General features: G+C 73.7%; 17 protein-coding genes. 4 read left to right on the top strand and 13 right to left on the bottom strand.

The features are described 5' to 3' along the window. Position 1: 1 nt before the first annotated feature. From ACH436_RS09220 to ACH436_RS09205, 4 genes are all read right to left on the bottom strand, one after another. A complete protein-coding gene (locus tag ACH436_RS09220; RefSeq protein WP_430559906.1) occupies positions 2–2068 on the bottom strand; it encodes a bifunctional aldolase/short-chain dehydrogenase in 2067 nt (688 codons plus the stop codon). Between the two features lie 64 nt (positions 2069–2132). Next, a complete protein-coding gene (locus ACH436_RS09215) occupies positions 2133–3110 on the bottom strand; it encodes an alpha/beta hydrolase (protein WP_430559905.1) in 978 nt (325 codons plus the stop codon). Positions 3111–3112: 2 nt separating this feature from the next. After that, positions 3113–4294 carry an L-rhamnose isomerase gene (gene rhaI, locus ACH436_RS09210; RefSeq protein WP_430559904.1) on the bottom strand — a complete coding sequence of 394 codons (1182 nt, stop codon included), beginning with the start codon at positions 4292–4294 and terminating at the stop codon, positions 3113–3115. Between the two features lie 263 nt (positions 4295–4557). Continuing rightward, complete coding sequence (locus tag ACH436_RS09205; protein WP_430559903.1) at positions 4558–4932, bottom strand: L-rhamnose mutarotase; 375 nt, start codon at positions 4930–4932, stop codon at positions 4558–4560. A gap of 111 nt (positions 4933–5043) precedes the next feature. Here ACH436_RS09205 and ACH436_RS09200 point away from each other — a divergent pair, with 111 nt between their 5' ends. From ACH436_RS09200 to abc-f, 4 genes are all read left to right on the top strand, one after another. Next, a complete protein-coding gene (locus ACH436_RS09200) occupies positions 5044–6063 on the top strand; it encodes a LacI family DNA-binding transcriptional regulator (protein WP_430559902.1) in 1020 nt (339 codons plus the stop codon). Between the two features lie 165 nt (positions 6064–6228). Then, entirely contained in the window at positions 6229–8298 is a 2070-nt protein-coding gene (locus ACH436_RS09195) for a beta-galactosidase (protein ID WP_430559901.1), read from the top strand. After that, positions 8295–10688 carry a hypothetical protein gene (locus ACH436_RS09190; RefSeq protein ID WP_430559900.1) on the top strand — a complete coding sequence of 798 codons (2394 nt, stop codon included), beginning with the start codon at positions 8295–8297 and terminating at the stop codon, positions 10686–10688. Before ACH436_RS09195 ends, ACH436_RS09190 begins: the two co-directional genes overlap by 4 nt. A 135-nt stretch (positions 10689–10823) precedes the next feature. After that, positions 10824–12497, top strand: coding sequence for a ribosomal protection-like ABC-F family protein (gene abc-f / locus ACH436_RS09185; RefSeq protein WP_430559899.1), 1674 nt, complete (start codon positions 10824–10826; stop codon positions 12495–12497). A gap of 67 nt (positions 12498–12564) precedes the next feature. Here abc-f and ACH436_RS09180 read toward each other — a convergent pair whose 3' ends face one another. The 9 genes from ACH436_RS09180 to ACH436_RS09140 form a co-directional block, all read right to left on the bottom strand. After that, positions 12565–15642 carry a glycoside hydrolase family 2 TIM barrel-domain containing protein gene (locus tag ACH436_RS09180; RefSeq protein WP_430559898.1) on the bottom strand — a complete coding sequence of 1026 codons (3078 nt, stop codon included), beginning with the start codon at positions 15640–15642 and terminating at the stop codon, positions 12565–12567. 7 nt (positions 15643–15649) lie between these two features. Beyond that, positions 15650–16567 carry a carbohydrate ABC transporter permease gene (locus tag ACH436_RS09175; protein WP_430559897.1) on the bottom strand — a complete coding sequence of 306 codons (918 nt, stop codon included), beginning with the start codon at positions 16565–16567 and terminating at the stop codon, positions 15650–15652. Next, positions 16564–17520, bottom strand: coding sequence for a carbohydrate ABC transporter permease (locus tag ACH436_RS09170; RefSeq protein ID WP_430559896.1), 957 nt, complete (start codon positions 17518–17520; stop codon positions 16564–16566). The genes ACH436_RS09175 and ACH436_RS09170 overlap by 4 nt, the downstream gene beginning before the upstream one ends. Beyond that, positions 17517–18854 carry an ABC transporter substrate-binding protein gene (locus tag ACH436_RS09165; protein ID WP_430559895.1) on the bottom strand — a complete coding sequence of 446 codons (1338 nt, stop codon included), beginning with the start codon at positions 18852–18854 and terminating at the stop codon, positions 17517–17519. Before ACH436_RS09165 ends, ACH436_RS09170 begins: the two co-directional genes overlap by 4 nt. Before the next feature lie 208 nt (positions 18855–19062). Next, positions 19063–20214 (bottom strand): Gfo/Idh/MocA family protein, encoded by a 1152-nt coding sequence (locus tag ACH436_RS09160; RefSeq protein WP_430559894.1) that lies wholly within the window; start codon positions 20212–20214, stop codon positions 19063–19065. Between the two features lie 37 nt (positions 20215–20251). After that, entirely contained in the window at positions 20252–21577 is a 1326-nt protein-coding gene (locus ACH436_RS09155; protein ID WP_430559893.1) for an ABC transporter substrate-binding protein, read from the bottom strand. 135 nt (positions 21578–21712) lie between these two features. Then, the gene (locus ACH436_RS09150; protein WP_430559892.1) at positions 21713–24034 is read right to left on the bottom strand and encodes a rhamnogalacturonan lyase; all 2322 of its coding nucleotides are present in this window, start codon (positions 24032–24034) and stop codon (positions 21713–21715) included. 95 nt (positions 24035–24129) lie between these two features. Continuing rightward, positions 24130–24780, bottom strand: coding sequence for a hypothetical protein (locus tag ACH436_RS09145; protein ID WP_430559891.1), 651 nt, complete (start codon positions 24778–24780; stop codon positions 24130–24132). A 50-nt stretch (positions 24781–24830) separates the two neighbouring features. Further along, positions 24831–25516: carbohydrate ABC transporter permease (locus ACH436_RS09140; RefSeq protein ID WP_430559890.1), on the bottom strand; the 686-nt coding region annotated here is incomplete at its 5' end.

The raw sequence follows: 25516 nt of genomic DNA, 5'->3' as shown, positions 1-25516 counted from the left end.
GTCACCGCAGGAACGCCTGCGCCACGCCGGCGTCGACGGGCACGTGCAGACCGGTGGTGCGCGAGAAGTCGGACGTGCACAGCGCGTAGACCGCGTTGGCGACGTGCTCGGGCAGCACCTCGCGCTTGAGGAGCGTGCGCTGGGCGTAGAACTTGCCCAGGTCCTGCTCCTCGATGCCGTACGTCTTGGCGCGGTTGGCGCCCCAGCCGGAGGCGAAGATGCCCGAGCCGCGCACGACGCCGTCCGGGTTGATGCCGTTGACCTTGATGCCGTGCTCGCCCAGCTCGGCGGCCAGCAGCCGCACCTGGTGCGCCTGGTCGGCCTTGGTGGCCGAGTACGCGATGTTGTTCGGGCCGGCGAACACGGAGTTCTTCGACGAGATGTAGACGATGTCGCCGCCGAGCTTCTGGTCCACGAGGATGCGCGCGGCGTTCTTGGCCACGAGGAACGAGCCCTTGGCCATGACGTCGTGCTGGAGGTCCCAGTCCGCCTCGGTCGTGTCGAAGAGCGACTTGCTCAGCGACAGGCCCGCGTTGTTCACGACGATGTCCACGCCGCCGAAGGCCAGCACGGCCTCGGCGAGCGCGGCCTGCACGGCGGCCTCGTCGGCGACGTTCGCCGCCAGGCCGATCGCGACGTCGGTCGAGCCGAGCTCGGCCGCGGCGGCCTGCGCCTTGGCGAGGTCCAGGTCGGCGACGACGACGCACGCGCCCTCCGCGGCGAGGCGGGTCGCGATGGCCTTGCCGATGCCCGACGCCGCGCCGGTGACGAACGCGATGCGGGTGGCGAGCGGCTTCGGCTTCGGCTTGCGCTGGAGCTTCGCCTCCTCGAGGGCCCAGTACTCGATGCGGAACTTCTCCGACTCGTCGATCGGGGCGTAGGTCGACAGGGCCTCGGCGCCGCGCATCACGTTGATCGCGTTGACGTAGAACTCGCCCGCCACGCGCGCGGTCTGCTTGTCCGCGCCGTAGGAGAACATGCCGACGCCGGGCACGAGCACGATCGCCGGGTCCGCGCCGCGCATGGCGGGCGGCTCCTCGCCGCGGGCGCGCGCCTCGGCCGCGCCGCGCTCGTAGTAGGAGGTGTAGTCGGCGCGGTACGCCTCGTGCAGCTCGGGCAGCCGCTCGACGATCTCCTCGACCGTCGCGGTGGCGGGCAGGTCCACGACCAGCGGCTTCACCTTGGTGCGCAGGAAGTGGTCGGGGCAGCTGGTGCCCAGCTCCGCCAGGCGCGCGTGCTCGGCGCTCGCGAGGAAGTCGAGCACGACGTCCGCGTCGGTGAAGTGGCCCACCTGCGGCCTGTCGTGCGACGCGACGGCGCGCAGGTGCGGCGCGAGCGCGGCCGCCTTGGCGCGGCGCTCGTCCTCCGGCAGCGCGCCGAAGCCGTCGAGGGCCGGGCCGAAGGGCTCGGGCGCGCCGTGCTCGGCGATGTATGCCGCCGCGGTCTCGATGATCCACAGCGAGTTCGCCTCGGACTCCTCGGCCGTCTCGCCCCACGCGGTGATCCCGTGCCCGCCGAGGACGGTGCCGATCGCGTCGGGGTGCGCCGCCTTGATCTCCGCGATGTCGAGGCCGAGCTGGAAGCCGGGCCGGCGCCACGGCACCCACACGACCTTGCCGCCGAAGATCTTCTGCGTCAGCTCCGGGCCGTCGACGGCGGTCGCGATCGCGATGCCGGCGTCCGGGTGCAGGTGGTCCACGTGCGCGGCGTCGACGAGGCCGTGCATGGCCGTGTCGATGCTGGGGGCGGCGCCGCCCTTGCCGTGCAGGCAGTAGTCGAACGCGGCGACCATCTCGTCCTCGCGCTCCACGCCCGGGTACACCTCGGTGAGGGCGCGCAGGCGGTCGAGGCGCAGGACGGCGAGGCCCTTCGCCGTGAGGGTGCCGAGGTCGCCGCCGGAGCCCTTGACCCACAGCAGCTCGACGTCCTGCCCGGTGACCGGGTCCTTCTCGATCCCCTTGGCGGACGTGTTGCCGCCCGCGTAGTTCGTGTTGCGCGGGTCGGCGCCCAGGCGGTTCGACCGCGCGACGAGGGCCTCCACGGTCGGGTTGACGGTCTGCTTCGACATCGGTGCTCCGGTGGTCGGTCCGTCGGCCGACGGACGGGGGGTGGGTGCGGTCAGGGGTGCAGGGTCAGCGCGGCGGCTCGTGCGCCGTGCCGACGAGCGCGGCGGCAGGCAGCTCGGGGTGCAGCCACGCCGCGATCCGCGCGAGGGTGCGCGCGAATCCGGGCTCGGCGGGCCGGTTGAGGTGTCCGTGGGTGGTGCCGTCCTCGCGGATCACGAGGACGTCCACCCCGGCCGCCGCGAGCTCGGCGGCGTAGGCCTCGCCGCCCGAGCGCAGCGCGTCGTGGTCGGAGTTGACGATCAGCGTCGGCGGCAGGCCGCGCAGGTCCTGGCCGCCGGGGAAGGCGTAGGGCGAGGTCGCCGGGCCGTCGTGACCCAGGTAGTTGCCGTTCATCGCGCGCACGGCGGCCGGCGGGAAGTCCTTCTCCGGCGGCAGCGCCGCGATCTTGGCGGCCAGCTCGGCGCTGGGCGCGGGCAGCTCCTGGTGCGTCACCGGGTAGGCGAGCACGACGCTGCGCGGCGTGGGGACCGCGCCGTCGGGCCCGACGGCGTCGCCCGGCACCGCGCCGTCCCGCAGGCGCAGCGACGCCCCGGCAGCGAGGTCGCCCCCGGCGCTGGCGCCGCCCAGCGACCACCGCCCGGCGGGGACACCGAGGTCGGCGCCGCCGCCGGCCGCCCACGCGAAGGCGAACGCGACCTCCTCCGACGGCACCGGGAAGCGGACGCCGTCCGAGCCGGGCGTCGCCGTCGGGTCGCGGTAGTCGATCCCCGGCACGAGCCGGTACTCGACGCTGACGACGGCGACGCCCGCGGCGGCCACGGCGCGCGCGACGCCGTCGGCCTCGGGCATGTCGAGGTCGCCGTGCACGAACGCGCCGCCGTGCGCCCACACGAGTCCCGCGACGGGCGTGCCCGACGGCCGGTAGACGCGCACCCGCAGGTCGCCGTGCGGCCCCGCGAGCACGCGGTCGGCGACCGCGACGTCCGGGTCCGCCGGGACGGGCGGCACGATGTCCGCCCTCGTGCCCGCCGCCGTCGTCGTCATGCTCAGGCGCCCCAGCCGGCCTGCTGGCCGCCGACGCGCTCGGCCGCGGTCTGCGCCAGGTAGCCGGACGCCGCGAACGCCTTCATGGGCTCGGGGTCGAGGCCCTGCTCGACGCGCAGGTCGGCGAGGAGCCCCCGGACGTCCGTGTTGTAGGCGTCCATGAGGATGCCGTTGGCGCCGAGCACGTCACCCGAGCGCTGCGCGGCGTCGAGCGCCTCGGCGTCCACGAGCAGCGCCTTGGCCGTGGCCTCCTGCACGTTCATCACCGAGCGGATCTGGCCGGGGATCTTGTCCTCGATGTTGTGGCACTGGTCGAGCATGAAGTTCACCCCCGACTCGGGGCGCAGCGCGTCCGCCTGCACGATCTCGTGCATGATCCGGAAGAGCTGGAACGGGTCCGCGGCACCCGCCATGAGGTCGTCGTCGGCGTAGAAGCGCGAGTTGAAGTCGAACGCGCCGAGCCGGCCCTGGCGCAGCAGCTGCGCCACGATGAACTCGATGTTGGTCCCGGGCGCGTGGTGGCCCGTGTCGAGCACGACGCTGGCCTTCTCGCCCAGGGCGAGGCAGTGCAGCAGGGAGGTGCCCCAGTCCGGCACGTCCGTGTGGTAGAACGCCGGCTCGAAGAACTTGTACTCGAGCACCATGCGGTGGTCGTCGTCGAGCTCGGCGTAGATCTCCGCGAGCGACTCGGCGAGCCGGTCCTGGCGGGCGCGGATCGAGTCCTGGCCCGGGTAGTTGGTGCCGTCCGGCAGCCAGACCTTGAGCTCCCGGGAGCCCGTCGCGCGCATGACGTCGATGCACTGCACGTGGTGCGCGACCGCCCTGCGGCGGACGGCGGGGTCGGCGTGCGTGAGCGAGCCGAGCTTGTACTCGTCGTCCTGGAACAGGTTCGAGTTGATCATCCCGATGGTCACGCCGTGCTCCTTGGCGTGCCGGGCCAGGTCGGCGAAGTCGTCGACCAGGTCCCACGGGATGTGCAGCGACACGCGCGGCGCGATGCCCGTGTGACGGTGCACCTGGGCGGCGTCCGCGATCTTCTCGTAGGGGTCGCGGGGGGTGCCGGGCGTGCCGAACACCTTGAACCGCGTGCCCGAGTTGCCGAACGCCCACGAGGGCAGCTCGATGGTCTGCTCGCCGAGGGCCTTGCGCAGCCGTGCGTCGAGCACGGGCGTCGTCGCCGTCATGTCTCCTCCTCGTCCGCGCTCCCTCGCGCGGTGCTGGTGCGGCCGGCGGGGCGACCGCGCTTTGAATCGTTTCATAGCCTAGGTGGGCGGCTGCGCGCCGTCAACCGTCAGAGCAGAGCCGGACGCCGCCGTCCGACTCGCCCCGAGCTGTCAGGACGGGCGCGGGCCATACCGTGCGCTGATCCTGACAGCCCGCGGGCTCGCCGAGCCGTCAGGGCTCGCGCACGGTATGCCGCGCGCTCCGCCTGACAAGTCGCGGGTGGTCAGCCGGCGCGGCGCGCGGCGTCGAGCTGAGACTCCAGGTGGAAGACCTCCTCGAGCTGCACGAAACCCTCGTCGGGCCGGCCCTCGGCAGGCTCGAAGAAGTCCTTCATCGCGGCCTGCCAGCGCTCGTTCACCTCGCGGGCGGCCATGTCGCGCTGGGCGCGCTCGTAGTCGTCGGTGCGCAGGACGCCGACCAGCAGGCCGTCGGCGCCCAGGAACAGGCGGTAGTCGTGCCAGCCGGTCTCGGCCAGGGCCTCGAGCATCTCCGGCCAGACGGCGGCATGGGCCGCCTTGTACTCCTCGAGGCGGTCGCGCCGTACGCGGGACACGAAACAGACGTGCGTCGTTGCGCCGTCGTCGGTGAAACGGTTCATACGATGAACCTAGCAAGCCGAGACGCCGCCGGGCAGCCACCGGCCCGGCGCCCAGGTGCCTCTACGCTGGAGCCCAGGCGCGACGACGCGCCCGAACCCGAGGAGCAGACCATGACCACGACCGCCCCCCGCCGCCGCGCGTCGATCAGCGACGTCGCGCGCCAGGCCAAGGTGTCGGTCGGCACGGTCTCGAACGTGCTCAACCGTCCCGACCGTGTCTCGCCGGCCACGCGCGAGCGGGTGCTCGCCGCCATCGACGACCTCGCGTTCGTGCCCAACGGCTCCGCCCGCCAGCTCCGCGCCGGCACGATCACGACGGCGGGCGCCATCGTGCTCGACGTCTCCAACCCGTTCTTCACCGACGTGGCCCGCGGCATCGAGGACCGCCTCGAGGAGGCCGACTACACCCTCATGCTGGCCAGCTCCGACGAGAAGCCGGAGCGCGAGGCCCGCTACCTGCGCCTCTTCGAGGAGCACGGTGTGCAGGGTGTCATGGTCGTGCCGGCCACGCCGGACCTCGAGCACCTGGAGACCCTGCGCGGGCGGGGCCTGCGCGTGGTGCTGCTCGACCGCCCGTCGCCGGTCGACACGCTGTCGTCGGTGGCCGTCGACGACCGCGCGGGCGCCGCCGCCGCCGCGCGCCACCTCGTCGACCTGGGCCACGAGCGGATCGCCTTCCTCAACGGGCCGCACACCATCCGCCAGTGCGCCGACCGCAGCGCCGGCCTGCACGACGCGCTCGTCGAGCTGGGCCTCGACCCCGCCGAGGCGCTGGTCGAGATCACGATCGCCACGCTCAACGCCGACGGCGGCCAGTCCGGCACCGAGCAGGTGCTCGCGCTCCCCGACCGCCCCACGGCCACCATGTGCGTCAACGACCTCACCGCCCTGGGCGCCCTGCGCACGCTGCGCGCGGCGGACGTCCCGGTCCCGTCCGGCATGGCCGTGGTGGGGTACGACGACGTCACGTTCGCGGGCGAGCTGGCCACGCCGCTCACGTCGGTGCGCCAGCCGACGCACCAGCTCGGCCACCGCGCGGCGGACCTGCTGCTGGACCCCGACGACGTCGTCGAGCAGGTGACGTTCCAGCCGGAGCTCGTCGTCCGCGAGTCCACGACCGGCGTCGGCTGACGGCCCGTCACGTTCGAGCAAGCGATCTGTCGCGGCAACGGGCCGGTTGCCGCGACAGATCGCGTGCTCGAAGGTGACCCGCGGCCAGGTTCTGCACGCCCGGGACAGGGTCACGACGCACAGCAAGCGCTTCCCCGTTGAATCGATACATGACAGACTCGGGCCATGCGACGACGCACGACACCGGAGTCCACCCCGACCCCCCGCCCCTGGAACGACGGCCTCGACGGCCTCGGCTTCGGCGGCGACTACAACCCCGAGCAGTGGCCGCAGGACGTGCGCCTCGAGGACCTCGAGCTCATGCGCGAGGCCGGGGTGAGCATCCTCAGCGTGGCGATCTTCTCCTGGGCCACGATCGAGCCGCGCGAGGGCGAGCTCGACTGGGGGTGGCTCGACGAGACGATGGACCGCCTGCACGCCGCCGGCATCCGCGTCGCGCTCGCGACCGCCACCGCGTCACCTCCCCCGTGGCTCACCCGCCAGCACCCCGAGATCCTGCCCCGCACCGCCGACGGCACCGTGCTGCACCAGGGCGGGCGCCAGGCGTACGCCGTCACCCACCCCGTGCACCGCGACTACGCGCTGCGCATGACCACCCGCATCGCGGAGCGCTACCGCGACCACCCGGCGCTCGCCGTCTGGCACGTGGACAACGAGATCGGCTGCCACGTGCCCCGGGACTACTCGGACTCCGCCGCCGCGGCCTTCCGCGAGTGGCTGCGCGCCCGCTACGGCAGCGTCGACGCGCTCAACGAGGCGTGGGGCACGGCGTTCTGGTCGCAGCGCTACGGGTCGTTCGACGACGTGCTGCCGCCGCTGACGGCGCCGACGTTCGCCAACCCCACGCAGCAGCTCGACTTCCACCGCTTCTCGTCCGACGCGCTGCTCGACTACTACCTCGACCTGCGGGACACCCTGCGCGAGATCACGCCGGACGTGCCCGTCACCACCAACCTCATGGCGACGGCGCACACCCCCGGCATGGACTACTTCACGTGGGGCCCGGAGCTCGACGTCGTCGCGAACGACCACTACACGTTCCCCGCGGACCCCGAGCGCCACGTCGACCTCGCGTTCTCCGCGGACCTCACCCGCGGCGTCGGGGGCGGCGCGCCGTGGATCCTCATGGAGCACTCGACGTCGGCCGTGAACTGGCAGCCGCGCAACACGCCCAAGGCGCCGGGCGAGATGCTGCGCAACTCCCTGGCGCACGTGGCCCGCGGCGCGGACGCGGTGATGTTCTTCCAGTGGCGCCAGTCCAGGGCCGGGGCCGAGAAGTACCACTCGGCGATGGTGCCCCACGCCGGGCGCGACTCCGACGTCTGGCGCGACGTCGTGACGCTCGGCCGGGCGCTGCGGGCGCTGGGCGAGGTCCGCGGTTCGCGGGTGCGGTCGCGCGCCGCGGTCGTCGTGGACTGGCCGTCGTGGTGGGGCGCCGAGCTCGACTCGCACCCCACGCAGGACCTGCGCTACATGGACCAGGTCAAGGCCTGGTACCGGGCGCTGTGGCGGCTCGGCGTCACGACCGACCTCGTGCCGCCGGGCGCCGACCTCGACGGCTACGACCTCGTCGTACTGCCCACCACGTACGTCGTCACCGACGCCGACGCGGCGAGCGTCGCGGCGGCCGCCGAGCGCGGGGCGACCGTCGTCGTCACCTACTTCTCCGGCATCGTGGACGAGCACGACCACGTGCGCCTCGGCGGGTACCCGGGCGCGTTCCGCGACCTGCTCGGCGTGCGCACCGAGGAGTTCCACCCGCTGCAGGAGGGCGAGGAGGTGCGCGTGGTCGGCAAGGCCGTCGCCGGCGAGGCGACCGCGGACCTGTGGACCGAGAAGACGCACGTGGCCGAGGGCACCGAGGTCGTCGCGTCGTACGACGACGGCGCCCTCGCCGGGCGGGCGGCGGTCACCCGCCGCGAGGTCGGCGCCGGGCAGGCGTGGTACGTCGCGACGCGGCTCGACGACGCGGGCCTCGGCGCGCTCGCCCAGCGGCTCGTGGCCGAGGCGGGCGTGGGGCCCGACGTCGTCGCCCCGGCGGGCGTGGAGCTCGTGCGCCGCTGGGCGGAGGACGGCTCGACCTCGTGGCTCTTCGCGATCAACCACACCGTCGACGACGCGACCCTCGGGGCGGACGGCTCGCCGGTGACGGGCACCGAGCTGCTCACCGGTGACGCGGTCACCGGCACCCTCACAGTCCCCGCGGGCGCCGTGCGCGTGGTCCGGGTCGGATGAGCGACGCCGCGCGGCTCCCGGCCGGGCCGGTGGGGCCGTACGCGTTCGTGTTCTGGAACGACGACCTCGACGACGCCGGCGTGCTCGCGCAGCTCCGGGAGATCGCGGGCGCCGGCTTCGTCGGGGTGACGCTCAGCGCTCGCGTGGGGCTCAGCCGGCGGGTGGGCTACCTGACGCCGGAGTTCCTGCGGCTGGTCCGCGTCGCGGTCGACGAGTGCGCGCGGCTCGGCCTCGCGGTGATGCTGTACGACGAGGCGTCGTACCCGTCCGGGTCCGCGAACGGCGCCGTGGTGGCGCGCGACCCGGCGTTCGCCGCACGGTGCCTCGTGCCCGTGACGCGCGACATCGAGGTACCGGCCGGTGCCGACCCCGCGGAGGCCGGCTACTGGCGGCCCGCGCTGGGCCGCGACCTTGACGCCCGGCTGCTGGCCGTCGTCGCACGGCGCACGGACGAGGACGGCGAGGTCGTGGGCGACGACGCCGTCCTGCTCCCGGTCCGCGCGCCGGGGCTGGTGCGCCTGGACCTCCCGGCGGGGACGTGGGGCGTCGTGGCCGTGTTCGACGCGGCGAGCGGGGGCACGATCCGCGGGGCGCACGCGGAGCAGGACGACGGCTCGGCGCTCGCGCCGCCGGCGGCCGACCTGCTGAACCCGGACGCCGTCGCGGCGTTCCTGGAGCTGACCCACGACGCCTACGCCGCCGCGCTCGGGGAGCACCTGGGCACGACCGTCGTGGCGATGTTCACCGACGAGCCGTTCCTGCTGGGCCGCGGGCACCGACCGCTCGCCCGCCCGTACACGCCGGGGCTGGAGGCGGAGGTCGCGTCCGCCCTGGGCGTCGAGGTCGCGGAGGTGGCGCGCCGCCTGCCCGAGCTGTGGGACGGCGAGGGCACGCGCCCGGGCGGCACCGACCCGGACGCGACCGGGTTCGTGCGCGACTGGGACGACGCCGTGCGGGCGCGGCTGCACCGGGTGTACTACGACGCGCAGGCGGCGTGGTGCGCCGCGCACGGGATCGCGCTCACCGGCCACCCGGCCGAGCCGGACGACCTGGCCACCGCCGCGCGCCTGCACTGGCCGGGCCAGGACACGGTGTGGCGCTGGGTGGTGCCGCGCAGCGCGGCGAGCCGCGACGAGGGCGGCAGCAGCACGGGGCTCGACGGCCCGGAGAGCACCGCCCCGAAGGTCGCGGCCAGCGCGGCCCGGGCCCGCGGCGGGGCGTCGGCGGTGACCGAGGTGCTCGGCGCGTACGGCTGGCGGCTCAGCCTCGACGAGGCGCGCTGGCTGCTGGACTGGTACCTGTCACGCGGCGTGACCACGCCCGTGCTGCACGCGTTCTTCTCCTCCGTGCGCGGCGGGCGCGCGTTCGAGAGCGAGCCCGACCTGGGCCGCTGGAACTCGTGGTGGCCGCACCTGCCGCCCCTCGTCGGGTACGTGCGGCGGGTGGCGCAGCTGCTCGACGCCGCGCCACCGGTCTGGTCGGTCGGCGTGCTCAGCCGCGCCGACTCCGTGCCGTCCGGCCCGGTCGTCCGGGCGCTGCTGGAGTCGCAGGTCGACTTCGGGTACGTGGACCGGGACGACGCGCGCGCGGCTGCCGGGTACGCCGTCCTGGTCGACCCCGACGACGGCGTGCCCGACGTCGCCGCCCTCAAGGTGCGGCTGCGCGCGGCCGGCGCCCCGGTCGTGGAGGCCGGTCCCGCGGTGCCCGACCTGCGCGCCGTCGTCCTCGGCGGGCACGCCGGGTACCTCTTCTTCCACGAGGGCGAAGCCTCCGTCCGCACCTGGCTGCGGCTGCCGTCGGTGCCCGACGACGCGTGCTGGTGGGCCCCGTTCACCGACGCCCGGCACGCCGTCGAGCGCGACGACCAGGGGCGCGTGCTCCTGGAGCTGGGGCGGCGCCGCACCCTGGCGCTCGTCCCCGCCGCGGGGCAGCCGGTCGCGCCCGCCGTCGCCACGCCGGGACACCGCGTCGAGGTCACGGGCTGGCGGGGCACGGTCGAGCGCACGGTCGAGCGCACGGTCGGCGAGCCGAGCACGACCGCGGAGGACGCGTCCGCCGTCGTGCCTGCGGAGCTGAGTCCGGGCGACTGGACCGAGGTGCCCGGCCTGCGCCGGTTCTCGGGATCGGTGCGCTACACGGCCGAGGTCGACGTGCCGGACGGCGCGGGCCACGCCCGCCTGGACCTCGGCGTCGTGGGCGAGGCCGCCACCGTGCGGGTGGACGGCGCCGTCGTCGGGCACGCGCTGGCGGCGCCGTACGTGGTGGACCTCGGCGCCCTGGCGCCGGGCCCCCACGCCGTCGAGGTGCTGGTGAGCAACAGCGCCGCGAACTGGTACGAGGGCGACCGCCGCCCGTCCGGACTGATCGGCCCGGTGACCCTGACCTGGTGACCACCCGCTCCCCACAATCCCCTGGCAGCGCGGGACGCTCGTGCGTAGGGTGCACGGCCATGGGAACTCTGTGAGCGCACGCGCGACCGCCGTCCTCCACGACCGCCGACGCCGGCGACGGAAGGAGTCCCGCCCGTGGACCCGTCACAGCTCACCCTCACCGACATCACCCTGCGCTACGCCGACCGCGTGGTGCTCGACCGCCTGTCCCTGACCGTCTCGCCGGGCGAGCGCGTCGGCGTCGTCGGCGACAACGGCTCCGGCAAGAGCACGCTGCTCGCCGTCGTCGCCGGCGTGCTCGAGCCGCAGAACGGCACCCGCGTGGTTCGTGCGCCGGGCGGCCTCGGCTACCTGCCCCAGACCCTCGACCTCCCGGCCGCGCACACGGTCGGGCAGGCGATCGACCACGTGCTGGCGGACGTGCGCGCGCTCGCGGCCGAGGTCACCGCGCTCGAGGACCGCCTCGGCACGCTCGACGGCGCCGCGCTCGACGACGCGCTGCGGCGGTACGCGGAGCTCACCGCGCGCTTCGACGCCCGTGACGGGCGCGGAGCCGACCGGCGGGTGGACGTGTCGCTGCACCGGCTGGGGCTGCCGGGCCTGGACCGCGACCGCTTGCTCGGCACGTTGTCGGGCGGCGAGCGCTCCCGCCTCGCGCTGGCGGCGACCCTCGCCGCGGACCCGGAGCTGCTGCTGCTCGACGAGCCCACCAACGACCTCGACGACGACGCCCTCGACTGGCTCACGGAGCGGCTGCGGTCGCACGACGGCACCGTGGTCGCCGTCACGCACGACCGCGCCTTCCTGGCCGACCTCACGACGACGCTCATCGAGGTCGACGCCGGGCGCGCGCGGCGCTACGGCACCGGCTGGGCGGGCTACCTCGCCGCGAAGGAGGCCGAGCGCGAGCAGCTGCGGCTCGCCTACGAGCGGTGGCGCGCCGACCTCGGCAGGCAACGGCGCATCGCGGAGACCAACGTCGAGGCGATGGAGCAGATCCCGCGCAAGCTGCCCATGGCGTCGTTCGGCTCCGGGGCGTTCCGGTCGCGGGTGCGCACGCACGGCGCCACCGGGCGCATCCGCAACGCCAAGGAGCGGGTGCGGCGGCTCACCGACAGCCCGGCCGAGCGGCCCGCCGACCGCGCCGCGTTCCGGACGGACGTCGTCACCACGTCGCCGGGCACGTCGCCGGGCACAGCCGGCCCGGTGGACGACGGCCCCGCGGCGGTCGACCTCGTGGACGTGGCGGTGCGCGGCAGGCTGTCCGTGCCCCGCCTGAGGGTGGCCGCGGGCGAGCACGTGCTCGTGACGGGGCCGAACGGGGCGGGCAAGAGCACCCTGCTGGACGTGGTCGCGGGCGAGGTCGTGCCGGACAGCGGGACGTCGCGCACCACGGGCGCCGTCGGGTACCTGCGGCAGGCGGGCGCGCCCGGCTCCGACGACGGCCGCACGGTGCTGCACGCGTTCGCCGCCGGGCGTCCCGGCGACCTGGAGGAGCACGCCGAGGCCCTGCTCGCGACGGGCCTGTTCCGCCCGGACGACCTGCCGCGGCCGGTGCGCGAGCTGTCCCAGGGCCAGCGATCCCGCCTCGAGCTCGCGCGGGTCGTCACCGCCACCACGGACGTGCTGCTCGTCGACGAGCCGACCAACCACCTCTCCCCCGCGCTCGTGGAAGAGCTCGAGCGCGCGTTCGCCGCCTTCGACGGCACGCTCGTCCTCGTCTCCCACGACCGCCTCGTGCGCGAGCGCTTCCGCGGCCGGCACCTCGCGCTCGACGACGGCGCGGTCGTCGCCGACCGCCCGGCGTGATGTTGTGGGCGCGATTTCGGGGACAATTCGGTCGCGAATAGTCCCCGAGATCGCGCCCACAACGCTCTCAGAGCGCTCGCCAGCGCAGCTCGAGGGTGCGGGCCTGCGGGCGGAGCATCGCCGTCGGCCACACGTCCGGGCCGCAGGCGCGCGAGCCGAGGCCGTGCTGGGCGGCGTCCACGTACAGGTGGTGGTGCTGCGGGGCGGGCAGCTCGTGCGGGTGCGCCGCCGCGGACAGCTCGTGGGCCGAGTGCCGGGCGAGCGTGAACCCGGGCAGGCGACCCCGCGCGTCGCGGGCGGCGGTCAGGCGCACCCACCGGCTGCCGCCGCGGCTCAGCTCCAGCTCGCGCACCTCGGACCGGTGTCCCGACTCCTGCGGCCGCGCGTACCGCACCGACAGGTCGTCGATCCCGGCACGGTGCCTCCCCACCACCACGGAGGAGCGCGCGTCCGGGTACGAGTCGTGCGGCCCCAGCCCGTACCACTCCGCGCCGTCCACGTCCGTCGGCAGCGCGAGGTGCACGCCGACCCGCGGCCACACGTCGTCCCAGTGGTCGTCGGGGGTCATGACGACCCGCAGCACGGCCTCGACGACGCCGTCGGCCGCCCGCTCGGCGGTCCAGGTCTCCTCCACGTCGATCGACCGGCGGCTCTGCGCCGCCGACACCCGTCGCAGCACCCGACGCCGGTCGGTCGACTCCTCGACGGCGACGGTGCGGTGGGTGAGCCGGTCCAGGCCCTGGCGGCGCCAGCGGTCCGCGACCGGCGGCGCGGGCGTGCCGCGCCACGGCAGGGTGGCCGGGTCCTCGGCGTCGTAGCTGCCCATCGCGGCGCCGCGGTCGTTGTCCGTCGGGGCGCGCCACAGCTCGACGCGCGGTGCGGAGACGTCGGCCCCGGCCAGCGCGACGAGCTCCGGGCCGCGGAACGCGACGGGGGCGTCCGCGAGCGCCACGGCCGCGCGACGCCGCGTACGGACGGCGGCCCGGGACGGCAGGGCCCACTGGTCCCGCGCGACGACGTGCCCGGCGTCGGCCCACGCCGCACCCTCGCGCAGGGCGAGCTCCACGGTGGGGAACACCTCGGCACCGGGCGCCGCCGCGGGCAGCGCCGCCGGGTCGAGCAGCCCGACGACGGCCCGCTCCCCCGCCGCGACGGGCGCGCCGTCGTCGTCCGCCGCCGAGGCCTCGCCGGAGGCGACCACCTCGCCGTCGTGCTCCACGCGCCAGCGCAGCACGAGGTCGCCGGTGTCCGCGGTGTGCCGGCGGTTCCAGACCTCCACGCTCCCCGACGCCGGGCCGCCCGACGGCCGCACGACGACCGGCCGCTCGACGTGCCAGAACTCGACCAGCCCCGGGCTGGGGGTGTCGTCGGACAGCACCATGCCGTCCATGACGAAGTTGCCGTCGTGCACCACCTCGCCGAAGTCGCCGCCGTAGGCGAAGAACTCGACGCCGTCGGGGGTGGTGGTCCGCAGGCCGTGGTCGCGCCACTCCCAGACGAACCCGCCGTGCAGCCGCGGGTGGGTGTCGACGAGCTCGCGGTACTGGTCGAGCGCGCCCGGGCCGTTGCCCATCGCGTGCGCGTACTCGCACAGCAGGAACGGCTTGGACCGCTGCCGGGCCGAGTCGGCGATCGAGCACCCGAGCACGGGCGTCAGGTCGTCGTCGCTGCCGATGGACGCCGTCTCCGGCACGGTCGAGTACATCCGGGAGTAGACGTCGGTGTACTCGCCGGCGTAGTCGCCCTCGTAGTGCACGGGCCGGGACGGGTCGCGGTGGCGGGTCCACTCCGCCATCGCGGCGAGGTTGCTGCCGGTCCCGGACTCGTTGCCGAGCGACCACAGCACGACGCTCGCGTGGTTCTTGTCGCGCTCCACGGTGCGGCGCACGCGGTCGAGGTAGGCCTCGCGCCAGCGCGGGTCGTCGCTGGGGTTGCCGACCCAGCCGCCGGCCTCGAACCCGTGCGTCTCGAGGTCGGTCTCGAGGATCACCCACAGGCCCAGCTCGTCGGCGAGGTCGAGGACGCGCGGGTGCGGCGGGTAGTGGCTGGTGCGGATGGCGTTGACGTTGTGCCGCTTCATCAGCGCCAGGTCGGCCCGGGCGTGCTCCTCGTCGAAGACGCGCCCGCGGTCGGGGTGGGTCTCGTGCCGGTTCATCCCGGAGAACACCACGCGGCGCCCGTTGACGAGCAGGAGGTCCCCCACGATCTCCACCCGCCGGAACCCGACGCGCAGCGACACCGTCTCGCCCGCCGACGCGACGGTCACGTCGTACAGGTTCGGCTCCTCCGCCGACCAGGGCTCGACGGCGCCCACGGCGACGGGCGCGACGTCCTCGGGCGCCGCCCACGCGACGTCGACCCCGAGCTCGGGCACCCGCAGCCGCACGGGGTACGCGGCGGTGTCGGCACGCACCTCGGGCACGACGACGCCCTCCCCCGTGGCGGGGTCGTAGTCGGCGTCCAGCCAGACGTCGTCGAGCGCGCCGACGGGGCGGTGCAGCAGGGTGACGTCACGGAAGATGCCGGGCAGCCACCACTGGTCCTGGTCCTCCAGGTAGCTCGCGGCGGACCACTGCACCACGCGCACGGCCACGGTGTTGGGACCGGGGCGCACCGCGTCGGTGACGTCGAGCTCGTGCGCCAGCCGGCTGCCCGACGCCGAGCCCACCTCCTCACCGTTGACCCACACCGTGAAGAACGACTCCACGCCGTCGAACCGCAGCAGCACGCGCCCGCCCTCGGTCCACGACGCCGGCACGTCCACCTCGCGGCGGTAGTCGCCCGTGGGGTTCTCGTCGGGCACGTGCGGCGGGTCCACCGGGAACGGGAACTGCACGTTCGTGTAGATCGGCCGCCCGTGCGCGCCGTCCCCCTCGAGCACCCAGTGCGCGGGCACGGGCAGCTCGCCCCAGCCCGCGTCGGGCGACGTCGCGTAGCCCGGCCGCGCGAAGTCCGCCGGGGCCTCGCCGTCCGGCAGCACGCCGTGGCCGCCGGGGCTGCCCGGGACCCCCGCCAGGAGGCGGAAGCCCCACGTGCCGTCCAAGGAGAGGCGCGGCGCGTCGGAGTCGAGCGCCGACCGGGCCGGCTCGACGCGCCCCGACCAGGGCGTCGTGGACTCGTGCGGGAGCGAGGAGAGCTGGGTCATGCGGCGATCATGCCTTCACGGCGCCTTCCGTCAGGCCGCCGCGCCAGAACCGTTGCAGCACGATCATGGCGACGGCGAGCGGGATGACCGAGAGCAGCACGCCCCCGGTGGTGAGCTCGTAGAACTCGGGCAGCCGGTCGGTCTGGCTGTTCCAGTTGTTGAGCCCGAGAGTGATCGGGTAGAGGTCCTGGTCGCTCAGCATCACGAGCGGCAGGAAGTAGTTGTTCCAGATCCCGACGATCTGGAAGAGGAACACCGTCACGAGGGCCGGCGTCATGATGCGCAGCCCCAGGGTGTGGAAGATGCGCAGCTCCCCCGCGCCGTCGATCCGGGCGGCCTCGACGAGCGAGGTGTCCACGGTGGCGTCGGCGTAGATGCGGCACAGGAAGAAGCCGAACGGCGACACCAGCGAGGGGATCAGCACGCTCCAGTACGTGTTGGCGAGCCCGAGCTGGCTGAAGAGCAGGAAGAGCGGCAGGGCCGTGGCCGTGCCGGGCACCAGCACCCCGCCGAGCACGAGCCCGAAGATGAGGTTGCGCCCCCGGAACCGGTACTTGGCCAGGGCGTACCCTCCCGCCGCGGCCAGGTAGGTGGCGATCAGGCCGCCCACCCCTGCGTACAGCAGCGAGTTCGCGAACCAGCGGAGGAAGACGCCGCCGCCGTACGTGAGCACCGCGCCCAGGTTGTCGAACAGCGCGAAGGTGTTGCCGAACCAGAAGCCGTTGGTGCCGAACAGGTCGTCCGTCGTCTTCGAGGCCGCGACGACCACCCAGTAGACGGGGACGAGGAAGTAGATCGCGACGACGGCGAGGATGCCGGTGACGAGGATCGTCGTCGCCGGGCGTCGCCCGCGGCCGCCCGGGGTCGCAGCGGGCAGGACCGGCGCGTCGGTGCGGCGTGGCGAGGTGGAGACGGTGGCGGTCATCGCGAGCTCCTGTTCGTCAGCCGGAGGAAGAGGAAGGACAGCGCGAACGCCACGAGCGCGATGAGCACGGACTGGGCGGCGGCGACGTTGTAGTCGTTGTAGGCGAAGGCGGTCGTGTAGGCCGACAGGTTGGGCGTGTACTGCGAGTCGATCGCCGGCGACACCGTCTGCAGCAGCTGCGGCTCGGCGAAGAGCTGGAGCGTGCCGATGATCGAGAACACGGTGGTGAGCACCAGCGCGGGGCGGATGAGCGGCAGCTGGATGCTCCACGCGGTGCGCCACGGGCCCGCCCCGTCGACGCGGGCCGCCTCGTACATCTCCGGCGGGATCGCCTTGAGCTGGGCCACGATGATGAGCATGTTGTAGCCCGCGTACGTCCAGGTGACGATGTTCGCGATCGACCACAGCACCGTCCCCGCGCCGAGGAAGTCGGGCGTGAACCCGAACAGCGTCTCGGTGAGGTCGATGATCGGGCTCAGGCCGGGCACGTAGAGGAACGACCACAGGATGGTCGCGATGACGCCCGGGATGCCGTACGGCATGAAGTAGGTGGCGCGGAAGAAGCCGGGCCAGCGCGCCGACGCCGACTCGAGCAGCAGCGCCAGCACGGTCGCGGCGACGATCATCACCGGCACCTGCACGACGCCGAACAGCAGCATCCGCCAGATCGACGCGATGAAGTTTCCGTCCTCCAGCGCGATCCGGTAGTTCTCGAACCAGGCGAACCCGGTGGTGACGCCCTGCTCGCCGAACAGCCCGGCGCGGGTGACGGTGGTGAAGCTCTGCCCGATCGCCACGATGATCGGCAGCACGAAGGTGAGCACGAACAGCGCGAGGAACGGCCCCACCAGGATCCAGGGGGCCCGCCCGACGGCGGTGCTGCGCCGCCTCGCGGGCGGGCTCCCTGCGGTGGCCGAGGCCCCGCGGGCCGGCGTCGTGGTCTGCGCGCTCATCGCTCCGCCCTCCGGATCGTCAGGCCCTTCTGGCGGAACACCTCGATGGTCCGCTCCTCCGCGGCGACGACGGCGTCGACGAGGGTGGTGCTGCCGGTGGCCTTGCCCCGGAACCCGTCGCCGAGGATGTTGAACGTCTGCTGCGTGATGGGCCACCACTGCCAGTCGGGGTTCTGCTCCTGCGTGGCCGGCTGGAAGACCTCGGTGTTGTAGCGCTGGCCGCCGAAGAACTCGCTCGGCTCCTTGCGCGCCGCGCCGATGTAGTCGCGGGCCGGCGACCACCCGATGCCGGAGTGCTCGATCATCGCGTCGATGCCCTCCGGGTCGGTGTTCATCCAGACGGCGAACTCCATCGCCTCCTTCGGGTGCCTGCTGTTCGCCAGCACGGCCGACGTCGAGCCGCCGATGAACGACGACCCGAAGCCGTGGCCCCAGCGCGGGGCGGGCGCGACGCGCCACTTCCCCTCGGCCCCGCTGACGCTCTGCAGCAGCGCGTCGCCCCAGCTCGCGCTCACCAGCGACGCGATCTGGTCGTGCGCCGCGGCCGCGTACCAGCCGGGCGTGTACGGGTTGGCGGCCGTGGTCACCAGGTCGTCGTCGATCACCTGGTCGAAGAACCGCGCGACCTCCAGAGTCGCCTCGCCCGCCATGTCGATGACCCAGCCGTCCTCGGCGCTGCGCAGCCAGGTGGCCCCGGCCTGCATGGCGTGCGCCGTGAACACGGACGTGTCGTCGAGCGGGAAGGAGTCGATGTAGGCGCCGAGCTCACGGAACGCCGGGGCGACCTCGGCCCACCCGGTCCACGTGGTCGGGACGTCGGCGCCCACCTGCTCGTACAGGTCGGGCCGGTAGTACATCCCGACGGGGCCGGAGTCCTGCGGGATGCCGTACACGCCGCCGGCGAAGCTCACCTGGTTCCACAGCGTCTGGTCGAACTTGTCCGCGTGCTCGGAGACGCCGTACCGCTCCAGGTCGACCAGCCCGTTGACCAGGATGAACTCCGGCACGGTGCGCATCTCCACCTGCGCGAGGTCGGGCCCGCCCCCGGCCGCCAGGGCCGAGTACATCTTCTGGTAGCCGCCGTCGTTGCCGCCCGGGATCCAGGAGACCTGCACCTGGACGTCCGGGTGCTTGGCGTTCCAGACGTCGGCGACCTTCTGCAGGTCCTTGAGCCACGCCCAGTACGTGAGCGTGACCTTCTCCCCTGCCGCGGCCGGCACCACCGGCTGCGTGTTGACCGACGTCGTGCCCGGCGTCGCGCACCCGGCGAGCAGCGCCGACGCTCCCCCTGCGAGCCCCCAGCCGAGGAGCTCCCGTCTCGTGACCTTCCGCATCCGTCCCCACTTCGTCGTGACGTCGGCCGGGGCGGATGCCCCGGGCTCGTGTGAGCGTGGTCACGTTAACAGCGCGGTGGACGGTGCGGTCAAACCCGTCCCAGGCGTGTCCCCCGGAGCCACCGCGAGCTGTTGTGAGCGCGATTTCGTGGACTATGAGGTCGCGAATAGTCCCCGAAATCGCGCTCACAACAGCTCGGGCTGCGCGTCAGACGGCGGTGGGGGCCTCCTTGGCCGGCGGCCAGGGGGTGCCGGAGCCGGCCATGGAGGCGTGGAACGGGTCGCCCTCGACGATGTCGCCCGCCCGCACGGTGGTGTCCGTGAACGCGGACTTGTAGATCGCGGCGGCGAGCTCGAGGGTCGCACGGGTGTCCGCGACGGTGACCGGCGGGACGTCGCCCGCGGCCAGCGCCCGGTAGGTGGGCACGAGCTGGGCCAGGTGCCCGCTCGCCCCGCCGTCGACGGACGCCGACGCCGACGCCGCGGCGTCGGCGGCCCAGGCGTCGGCCACGTCCTCGCGCCCCGGCACGGGGGTGACGGTCCAGCTGGTGTCGTCGTAGCCGTACAGGTGCTCCAGCTCGACGGTCGCGGCCTCGGTGTCGAACCGCAGGCGCGACGTCTGCCGCGGGGAGATCGCCGAGTTGGTGATCGTCGCCATCGTGCCGTTCGCGAACCGCACCAGGGCCGTCGAGACGTCCTCGGTGTCGGTGTGCCGCGCCAGCCGGCCGGCCATCGCGCGCACCTCGGTCCACGGGCCGAGCACGGCGAGCAGCAGGTCGAACTGGTGGATGCCGTGGCCCATCGTGGTGCCGCCGCCCTCGGTGTCGAAGCGACCCCGCCACGGCACCGCGAAGTACTCCGGGGTGCGGAACCACAGGGTGTCGCACTGCGCGACGTACACGGGGCCGAGCGTCCCGTCGTCGAGCAGCCCGCGCAGCCGCCGGATCCCCGCGCCGAACCGGTGCTGCACGATCTGCGTGAAGCGTCCCGGCAGGCCGGCGTCGACGGCCTGCTGCTCGGCCGCCGCCAGGGCGTCGGCCTCCGCGAGCGACAGGACCGCCGGCTTCTCGACGACGACGTGCGCGCCGGCCCGCAGGGCCGCCACCGCAGCCTCCAGGTGCACCGACGGCGGCGTGCAGATGTGCACGACGTCGACCTCGCCCACGTCGAGCAGCGCCTGCAGGCTGGTGCCGCGGTGCGGCACACCGTGCTCGGCCGCGAACGCGGCGGCGCGCCCCGCGTCGACGTCGACGACGTGCGTGACCACCACGCCGTCCGGGCCGCCGTGCGCGGCCAGCGCGCGGACCGCCTCGACGTGCGCGCCGGCGATCGCCCCCGCGCCCAGGATCGTGACCTTCATGCTGCTCCTCTCGTCCGAGACGGGCCGGCGCGCCGGGTCAGGCGAGCTGCGACTCCGCCATCGAGAACCACTGCTCGACGAACTCGTCGACCGTGACGTTGCCGTACGCGAGCTCCTCGCCGAGGCGCTTGAACTCCGCCTCGAGCGCACCGAACCCCTCCACCGGGATGGGCGCGGGCTCCGTGATGTCGTCGGCGTGGTCCTCCTCGTACTGCACCACGCGCTCGTCCACCGACCCGGGCTCGAGCTCCATCGCGTCGCGCTGCGCCTGCGTGGCGGGCACGCCCTTGGAGGTGCCGAAGATGCGCCCCACCTCGGGCTCGTTGACGAAGAAGTCGAGCAGGGCGGCCACGGCCGCGGGGTGCTCGGTGTGCGCGGACCCCGCCATCTGGAACGTGCGCGCGAACATGTGCTTCTCGCCGTCGGACCCGGACGGGGTGGGCAGCATCGCGATGTCGTCCTGGCCGGACCCCGCGACGTACCCGGCGAGGAAGTTGTCCCAGCTCATCTCCAGCGCCTGCTCGTTGACGGTGAACCCGCCCTCGGGCGCGAGCTGCTGCGCGCGCTTCACCGGGAAGAACGCCCCGGCCTCGCGCAGGTCGTCGCCGGAGCGCAGCCACGCGGCCATGTCGTCCCGCGTGAAGCCGAGCTTCCCGTCGTCCGTGAACGGGGTGACGCCCTCCTGCACCAGGTGCTGGAGGAACGCCCAGAACACCCCGGTGTAGTCGTTGGCGCCGTACAGCGCCGGGTCCTTGCCCGCGCCGGCCTCGCTCGCCTCGGCGGTCCACGCCGCGAGGTCGTCCCAGGTGAAGTCCTCCGACGGCGGCTCCATGCCGAGCTTCTCCACCACGGACGGGTTGTAGAACGTGGCCCACGTGTTGGTGGCCGTCGGCACGGCGAAGACGGCGTCGTCGATCTTTCCGGAGTCGACGAGCTCCGGCGCCAGCTCCGTGGTGTCGATCGCCGCGTCGTCCCCCTCGCCCAGGTACGGGGTGACGTCGAGCAGCTGCCCCGTGCCCGCGTACTCGCGCAGGAAGGACGAGTCGAACTGCATGACGTCGGGCAGCGAGCTGCCGGCCGCCTCGGTGGCGCGCGCCGTCCAGTAGTCGTCGAACGTGACGAACGAGCTCTGGATCGTGATGTTCGGGTGCTGCTCCTCGAAGAGGTCCAGGGCCTCCCCGTACCGCGCCGCACGGTCGTCGTCGCCCCACCAGGCGACGGTGAGGGTGATCTCCTCGTTCGGGTCGAGCGTCTCGGCGACCCCGGACGGCGCGTCGTCGGCCGCGCAGGAGGAGACGAGCAGCGCGACGGCGGCTGCGGGGGCGGCGACGGCGACGAGCCGGCGGCGGGCGGGGATCCTCATGGATGTTCCTCTCGGCGAGGTAGTGCGAGAACCGCCGAGGTAGTTCCTGCCCCGCCGAGGTAGTTCCCCTCGCGCCGAGGTAGTGGTCTGGACCACTACCTCGGCGCGAGGGGAACTACCTCGGCGGGGTGCGGACTACCTCAGCGAGGGGACGGGCACCTGCGACCAGTCGGTGTCGGACGCGAGGTAGAACCCCGGGTACGACGGCTGGTTGTAGGCGGTCTGCTGCCGGGCCACCTCGGCCCGGTACTGCGGGTCGTGCAGGAGGGTGTACATCGCCGTGTCGCTCACCTCGGTCGAGGTGAACAGCCGCAGCGCCGACGAGTCGGTCGTGCGCACCAGCACCTCCTCGCGCCAGTCGCCCAGCACGTCGGCGACGAGCGACGGGTTGCCCTTGGTGTGGTTGTTGGTGAGCGTGCCGTCGAGGGTCTTCACCACCGTGCCGTCGCCCTCCACGATCTGCGGGGTCACGTCGATCGCCCCGGTGACGACCTGCGTGGTGCCGTCGGCGGCCCAGCGCACGGACTGGTTCGTGCCCGGCGTGGTGGCGCGCAGCCGCTCGCCCTCCGCGCTGAGCAGGCCCGAGGCGTCGGTGCCGTCCGGCATGGACGCCCAGACCTCGATGCCGGGCGCGGGGTCGACGTCGCCCACCAGGCAGCGACCGGTGTCGCGACCCGAGTAGGCGCCGAAGAGCACCTCGCCCGTGGCGGCGTCGCGCAGCGCCGAGCCGTAGGGCGCCCAGGCGCCGCCCTCGTGGCACGTCCAGATCTCGAGCCCCGGGCGCGACGGGTCGATGTCGGTGACGTGCATGGCGTCACCGTGCCCGAGGCCGGCCTCGGCGCCCGGGTTCCCGCTGCCGTCGGGCAGCGTGTCGAAGGACGAGTAGAGCAGGGAGCCGTCGTCGTCGATGGTCGCCGACCCGTAGACGATCTCCTGCTTCCCGTCGCCGTCGACGTCCGCGGCCGACATCGAGTGGAAGCCCTGCGTGGTGATGGACCCGAACTCGGGGTCCGTGCCGGGCACGCCGTGCGGGCCGTCGTTGAACGGGTTGCTCATGGGCGTCCAGCCCGAGTCCACGTCCCAGCGCTTCGACAGGTGCCGGCCGTCCCAGTCGTACGCGGCGAGCGTGGTGCGCGTGTAGTAGCCGCGGGCGAAGACCGCCGAGGGGCGCTCGCCGTCCAGGTAGGCCACCCCGGCGAGGAACCGGTCGACCCGGTTGCCCGGCTCGATCCGCGCCATCGCGTAGTCGCCCCAGCGCAGGCCGTCGTCGGCGCGCCCGGGCTCGTAGTCCACCGTCTCCAGCGGCTTGCCGGACCGACCGTCGAAGACGCTCAGGTACTCCGGCCCGGAGATGACGAAGCCCTCGAACGTCCGCAGGTCGTTGCGCGCCGAGCGCGACGGCGCGTACACGTCGATGAAGTGGTCCACGAGCTCGCGCGCGTCGGCCGCCGACAGCGGGTAGTCGTAGCGCGGCTCGATGCCGAAGGCCTCCTCGAGCGTGGCCGGCCACTGTCCCGAGACCACCTCGGGCTGGTCGGTCCACCCCCGGAACATCTCCTCCAGGTGGTCGGCGTAGTCCGCGGCGCTGTACCGGTAGTCGTCCGCGTGCGTGACACCGGCCTTCCGGTCGTCCTTCGGGATCTGCACGAAGCGCTCGTTCGCGGGCCGGCCGTTGCGGTAGGTCGTGACCTTGGTGCCCGGCGCGGTCTTGACCATGAGCTCCGCGCGGCCGTCACCGTCGAAGTCGTACACCGGGAACTGGGTGTAGTGCGCCCCCGCACGGATGTTCACGCCCAGGTCGATCCGCCACAGCTGCGTCCCGTCCCGCTCGTACGCGTCGAGGTACTGGTTGCCCGTGTACCCCTTCTGGGAGACGTCCTTGGCGTTCGACGGGTCCCACTTGAGCACGATCTCGAGCTCGCCGTCGCCGTCGAGGTCGGCCACCGACGCGTCGTTCGCCGAGTAGGTGTAGCTCTCCCCGGCGGGGGTGACGCCGTCGGCGGGCTTGTTCAGCGGGATGTCGAGGTGGTCGTCGGCCCACGCGGTCACGGGCGCGCTGCGCTCGCCCACCCGGTCCCGGCCGTGCTTGTCCTGCGTCACGGGCGCGACGGCGTACCGGGAGCTCTCCCCGGCGGCGTGCGACGCGTCGACGTAGTTCGTGGAGTCCGTGACGGTCGCGATCCGCTTCCCGTCGCGGAAGACGGCGAAGGCCGGCCCGGCCATCCCGGTGTCGGTGTGCCCGGTGACCTCGTCACCGAGCAGCCGCCAGGACAGGAACACGCCCTCGCTGGTCGAGGCCGCGACGAGCCCTCGGTCGAGGTGCTCCAGCTGGACGCCGTCCGGCCGGTCGTGGCCTCCGCCGTGCGCCGGTGCGGCGGCGGCCGAGACGCCGGTGACGGCGAGCACCCCGGCCGTCAGCGCGGCGACGGCACCCGCGGTCGTTCTGGTCGTACGCATGGGTCGTTCCTCTCTGCATCGTTGCAATCAGGGATCGGACCACCGGTCCGTCCCGCCGGGTCCCCGAAGGGCTCCGACGGGCGGCCGGAAGAGGGTCAGGCCGCGCGGCCGCGGCGGCGGGTCTCGACGCCCACGACGGCGAGGGCGAGCAGGCCGCCCACCACCAGCGCGAGCGGCGGCAGCATCCAGACGAAGACGACGCACATCGCCGCCGCGACGGCCAGCAGCACCGACCCGGCGAGGTCGTCCTGCGTGCGCCGCGCGCCGGCGGCCAGGGCCTCGCGTGCCGTCAGGCCGGGCCCGTCGTCGTCCACGGCAGGCTCCGACCAGGCCCCTGCCGCCCGGGCCAGCACGACGACGACGGCGGCCGCGGCGACCGCGACCACCACCGCGACGACGCTCGCGCCGGGCAGCACGTCGGCCCGGGCGAGCTGCCAGTCCAGGGCGAGCAGCAGGGCCACCGCGACGGCGGCGAGGCCGAGCGGCCACAGCGCCCGCACCGCCGCCCACCAGTCGCGGGCGAACCGGACCACGCCGATGTCGTGGCCGGTCACCTGGCGGCGGACGTGCGCCACGCCCGCCGCCAGGGAGGGTACCGCCGTGATCAGCAGCAGGCTGCCGACCGCGACGAAGACTCCGGCGAGCACCACCTCGGCGAACAGCCCGAGAGCCGCACCGGTACGGGTCTCCCCGCCGCCGGGGCGCTTCGCGCGCCCCCGCCGCTCCCGTCCGGACCGTGCCGCCATGGCTGCGCCTCCCGTCGTCGTCCGCTGCACCGTCGTGCCGGCCCCCATCCTCAGCCCTTGAGGCCTTGGGTGGCGACGCCGTCGACGATGTAGCGCTGGAAGAGGATGAAGAAGATCATCACGGGCAGCAGGGCCAGGACGGCCATGGCCATCTGGGCGCCGTAGTCGGACACGCTGGTCTGGTCGACGTAGAGCCTGAGCGCGATGGGTAGCGGGTAGAGGTCGGGCTTCTTGAGGTAGAGCAGGGGTCCGAGGAAGTCGTTCCAGGACCAGATGAACGCGAAGATCGAGCTGGTGATGATCGCGGGGCGCATCAGCGGCAGCATGATCGAGCCGAAGATGCGTCCGTGTCCGGCGCCGTCGATGCGGGCGGCCTCGTCCAGCTCTCTGGGGAGGTTGCGCATGAACTGCACCATGAGGAACACGAAGAATGCCTCTCCGGCGAGGAACTTCGGTGCCAGCAGCGGGATGAACGTGTTCACCATGCCGAGCTCGTTGAACATGATGTATTGCGGGATGATCACCACGTGGAACGGCAGCAGCAGGGTGCCGATCATGATCGCGAAGAAGATGCCGCGGCCGGGGAAGTCGATCCGCGCGAACGCGTACGCGGCCACGGTGGAGGACAGCACCACCCCGATCACCGACGCGACGGCCAGGATCATCGAGTTGCCGAAGAAGGTCCAGAACCCGACCCCGCCGATCCCGGACAACGCCGTGGCGAAGTTCGACAAGG

Origin of the sequence: Isoptericola sp. NPDC019693, assembly GCF_044389085.1 — a bacterium.
Taxonomy (GTDB): domain Bacteria; phylum Actinomycetota; class Actinomycetes; order Actinomycetales; family Cellulomonadaceae; genus Isoptericola.
This window is presented reverse-complemented; position numbering and strand designations above follow the sequence as displayed.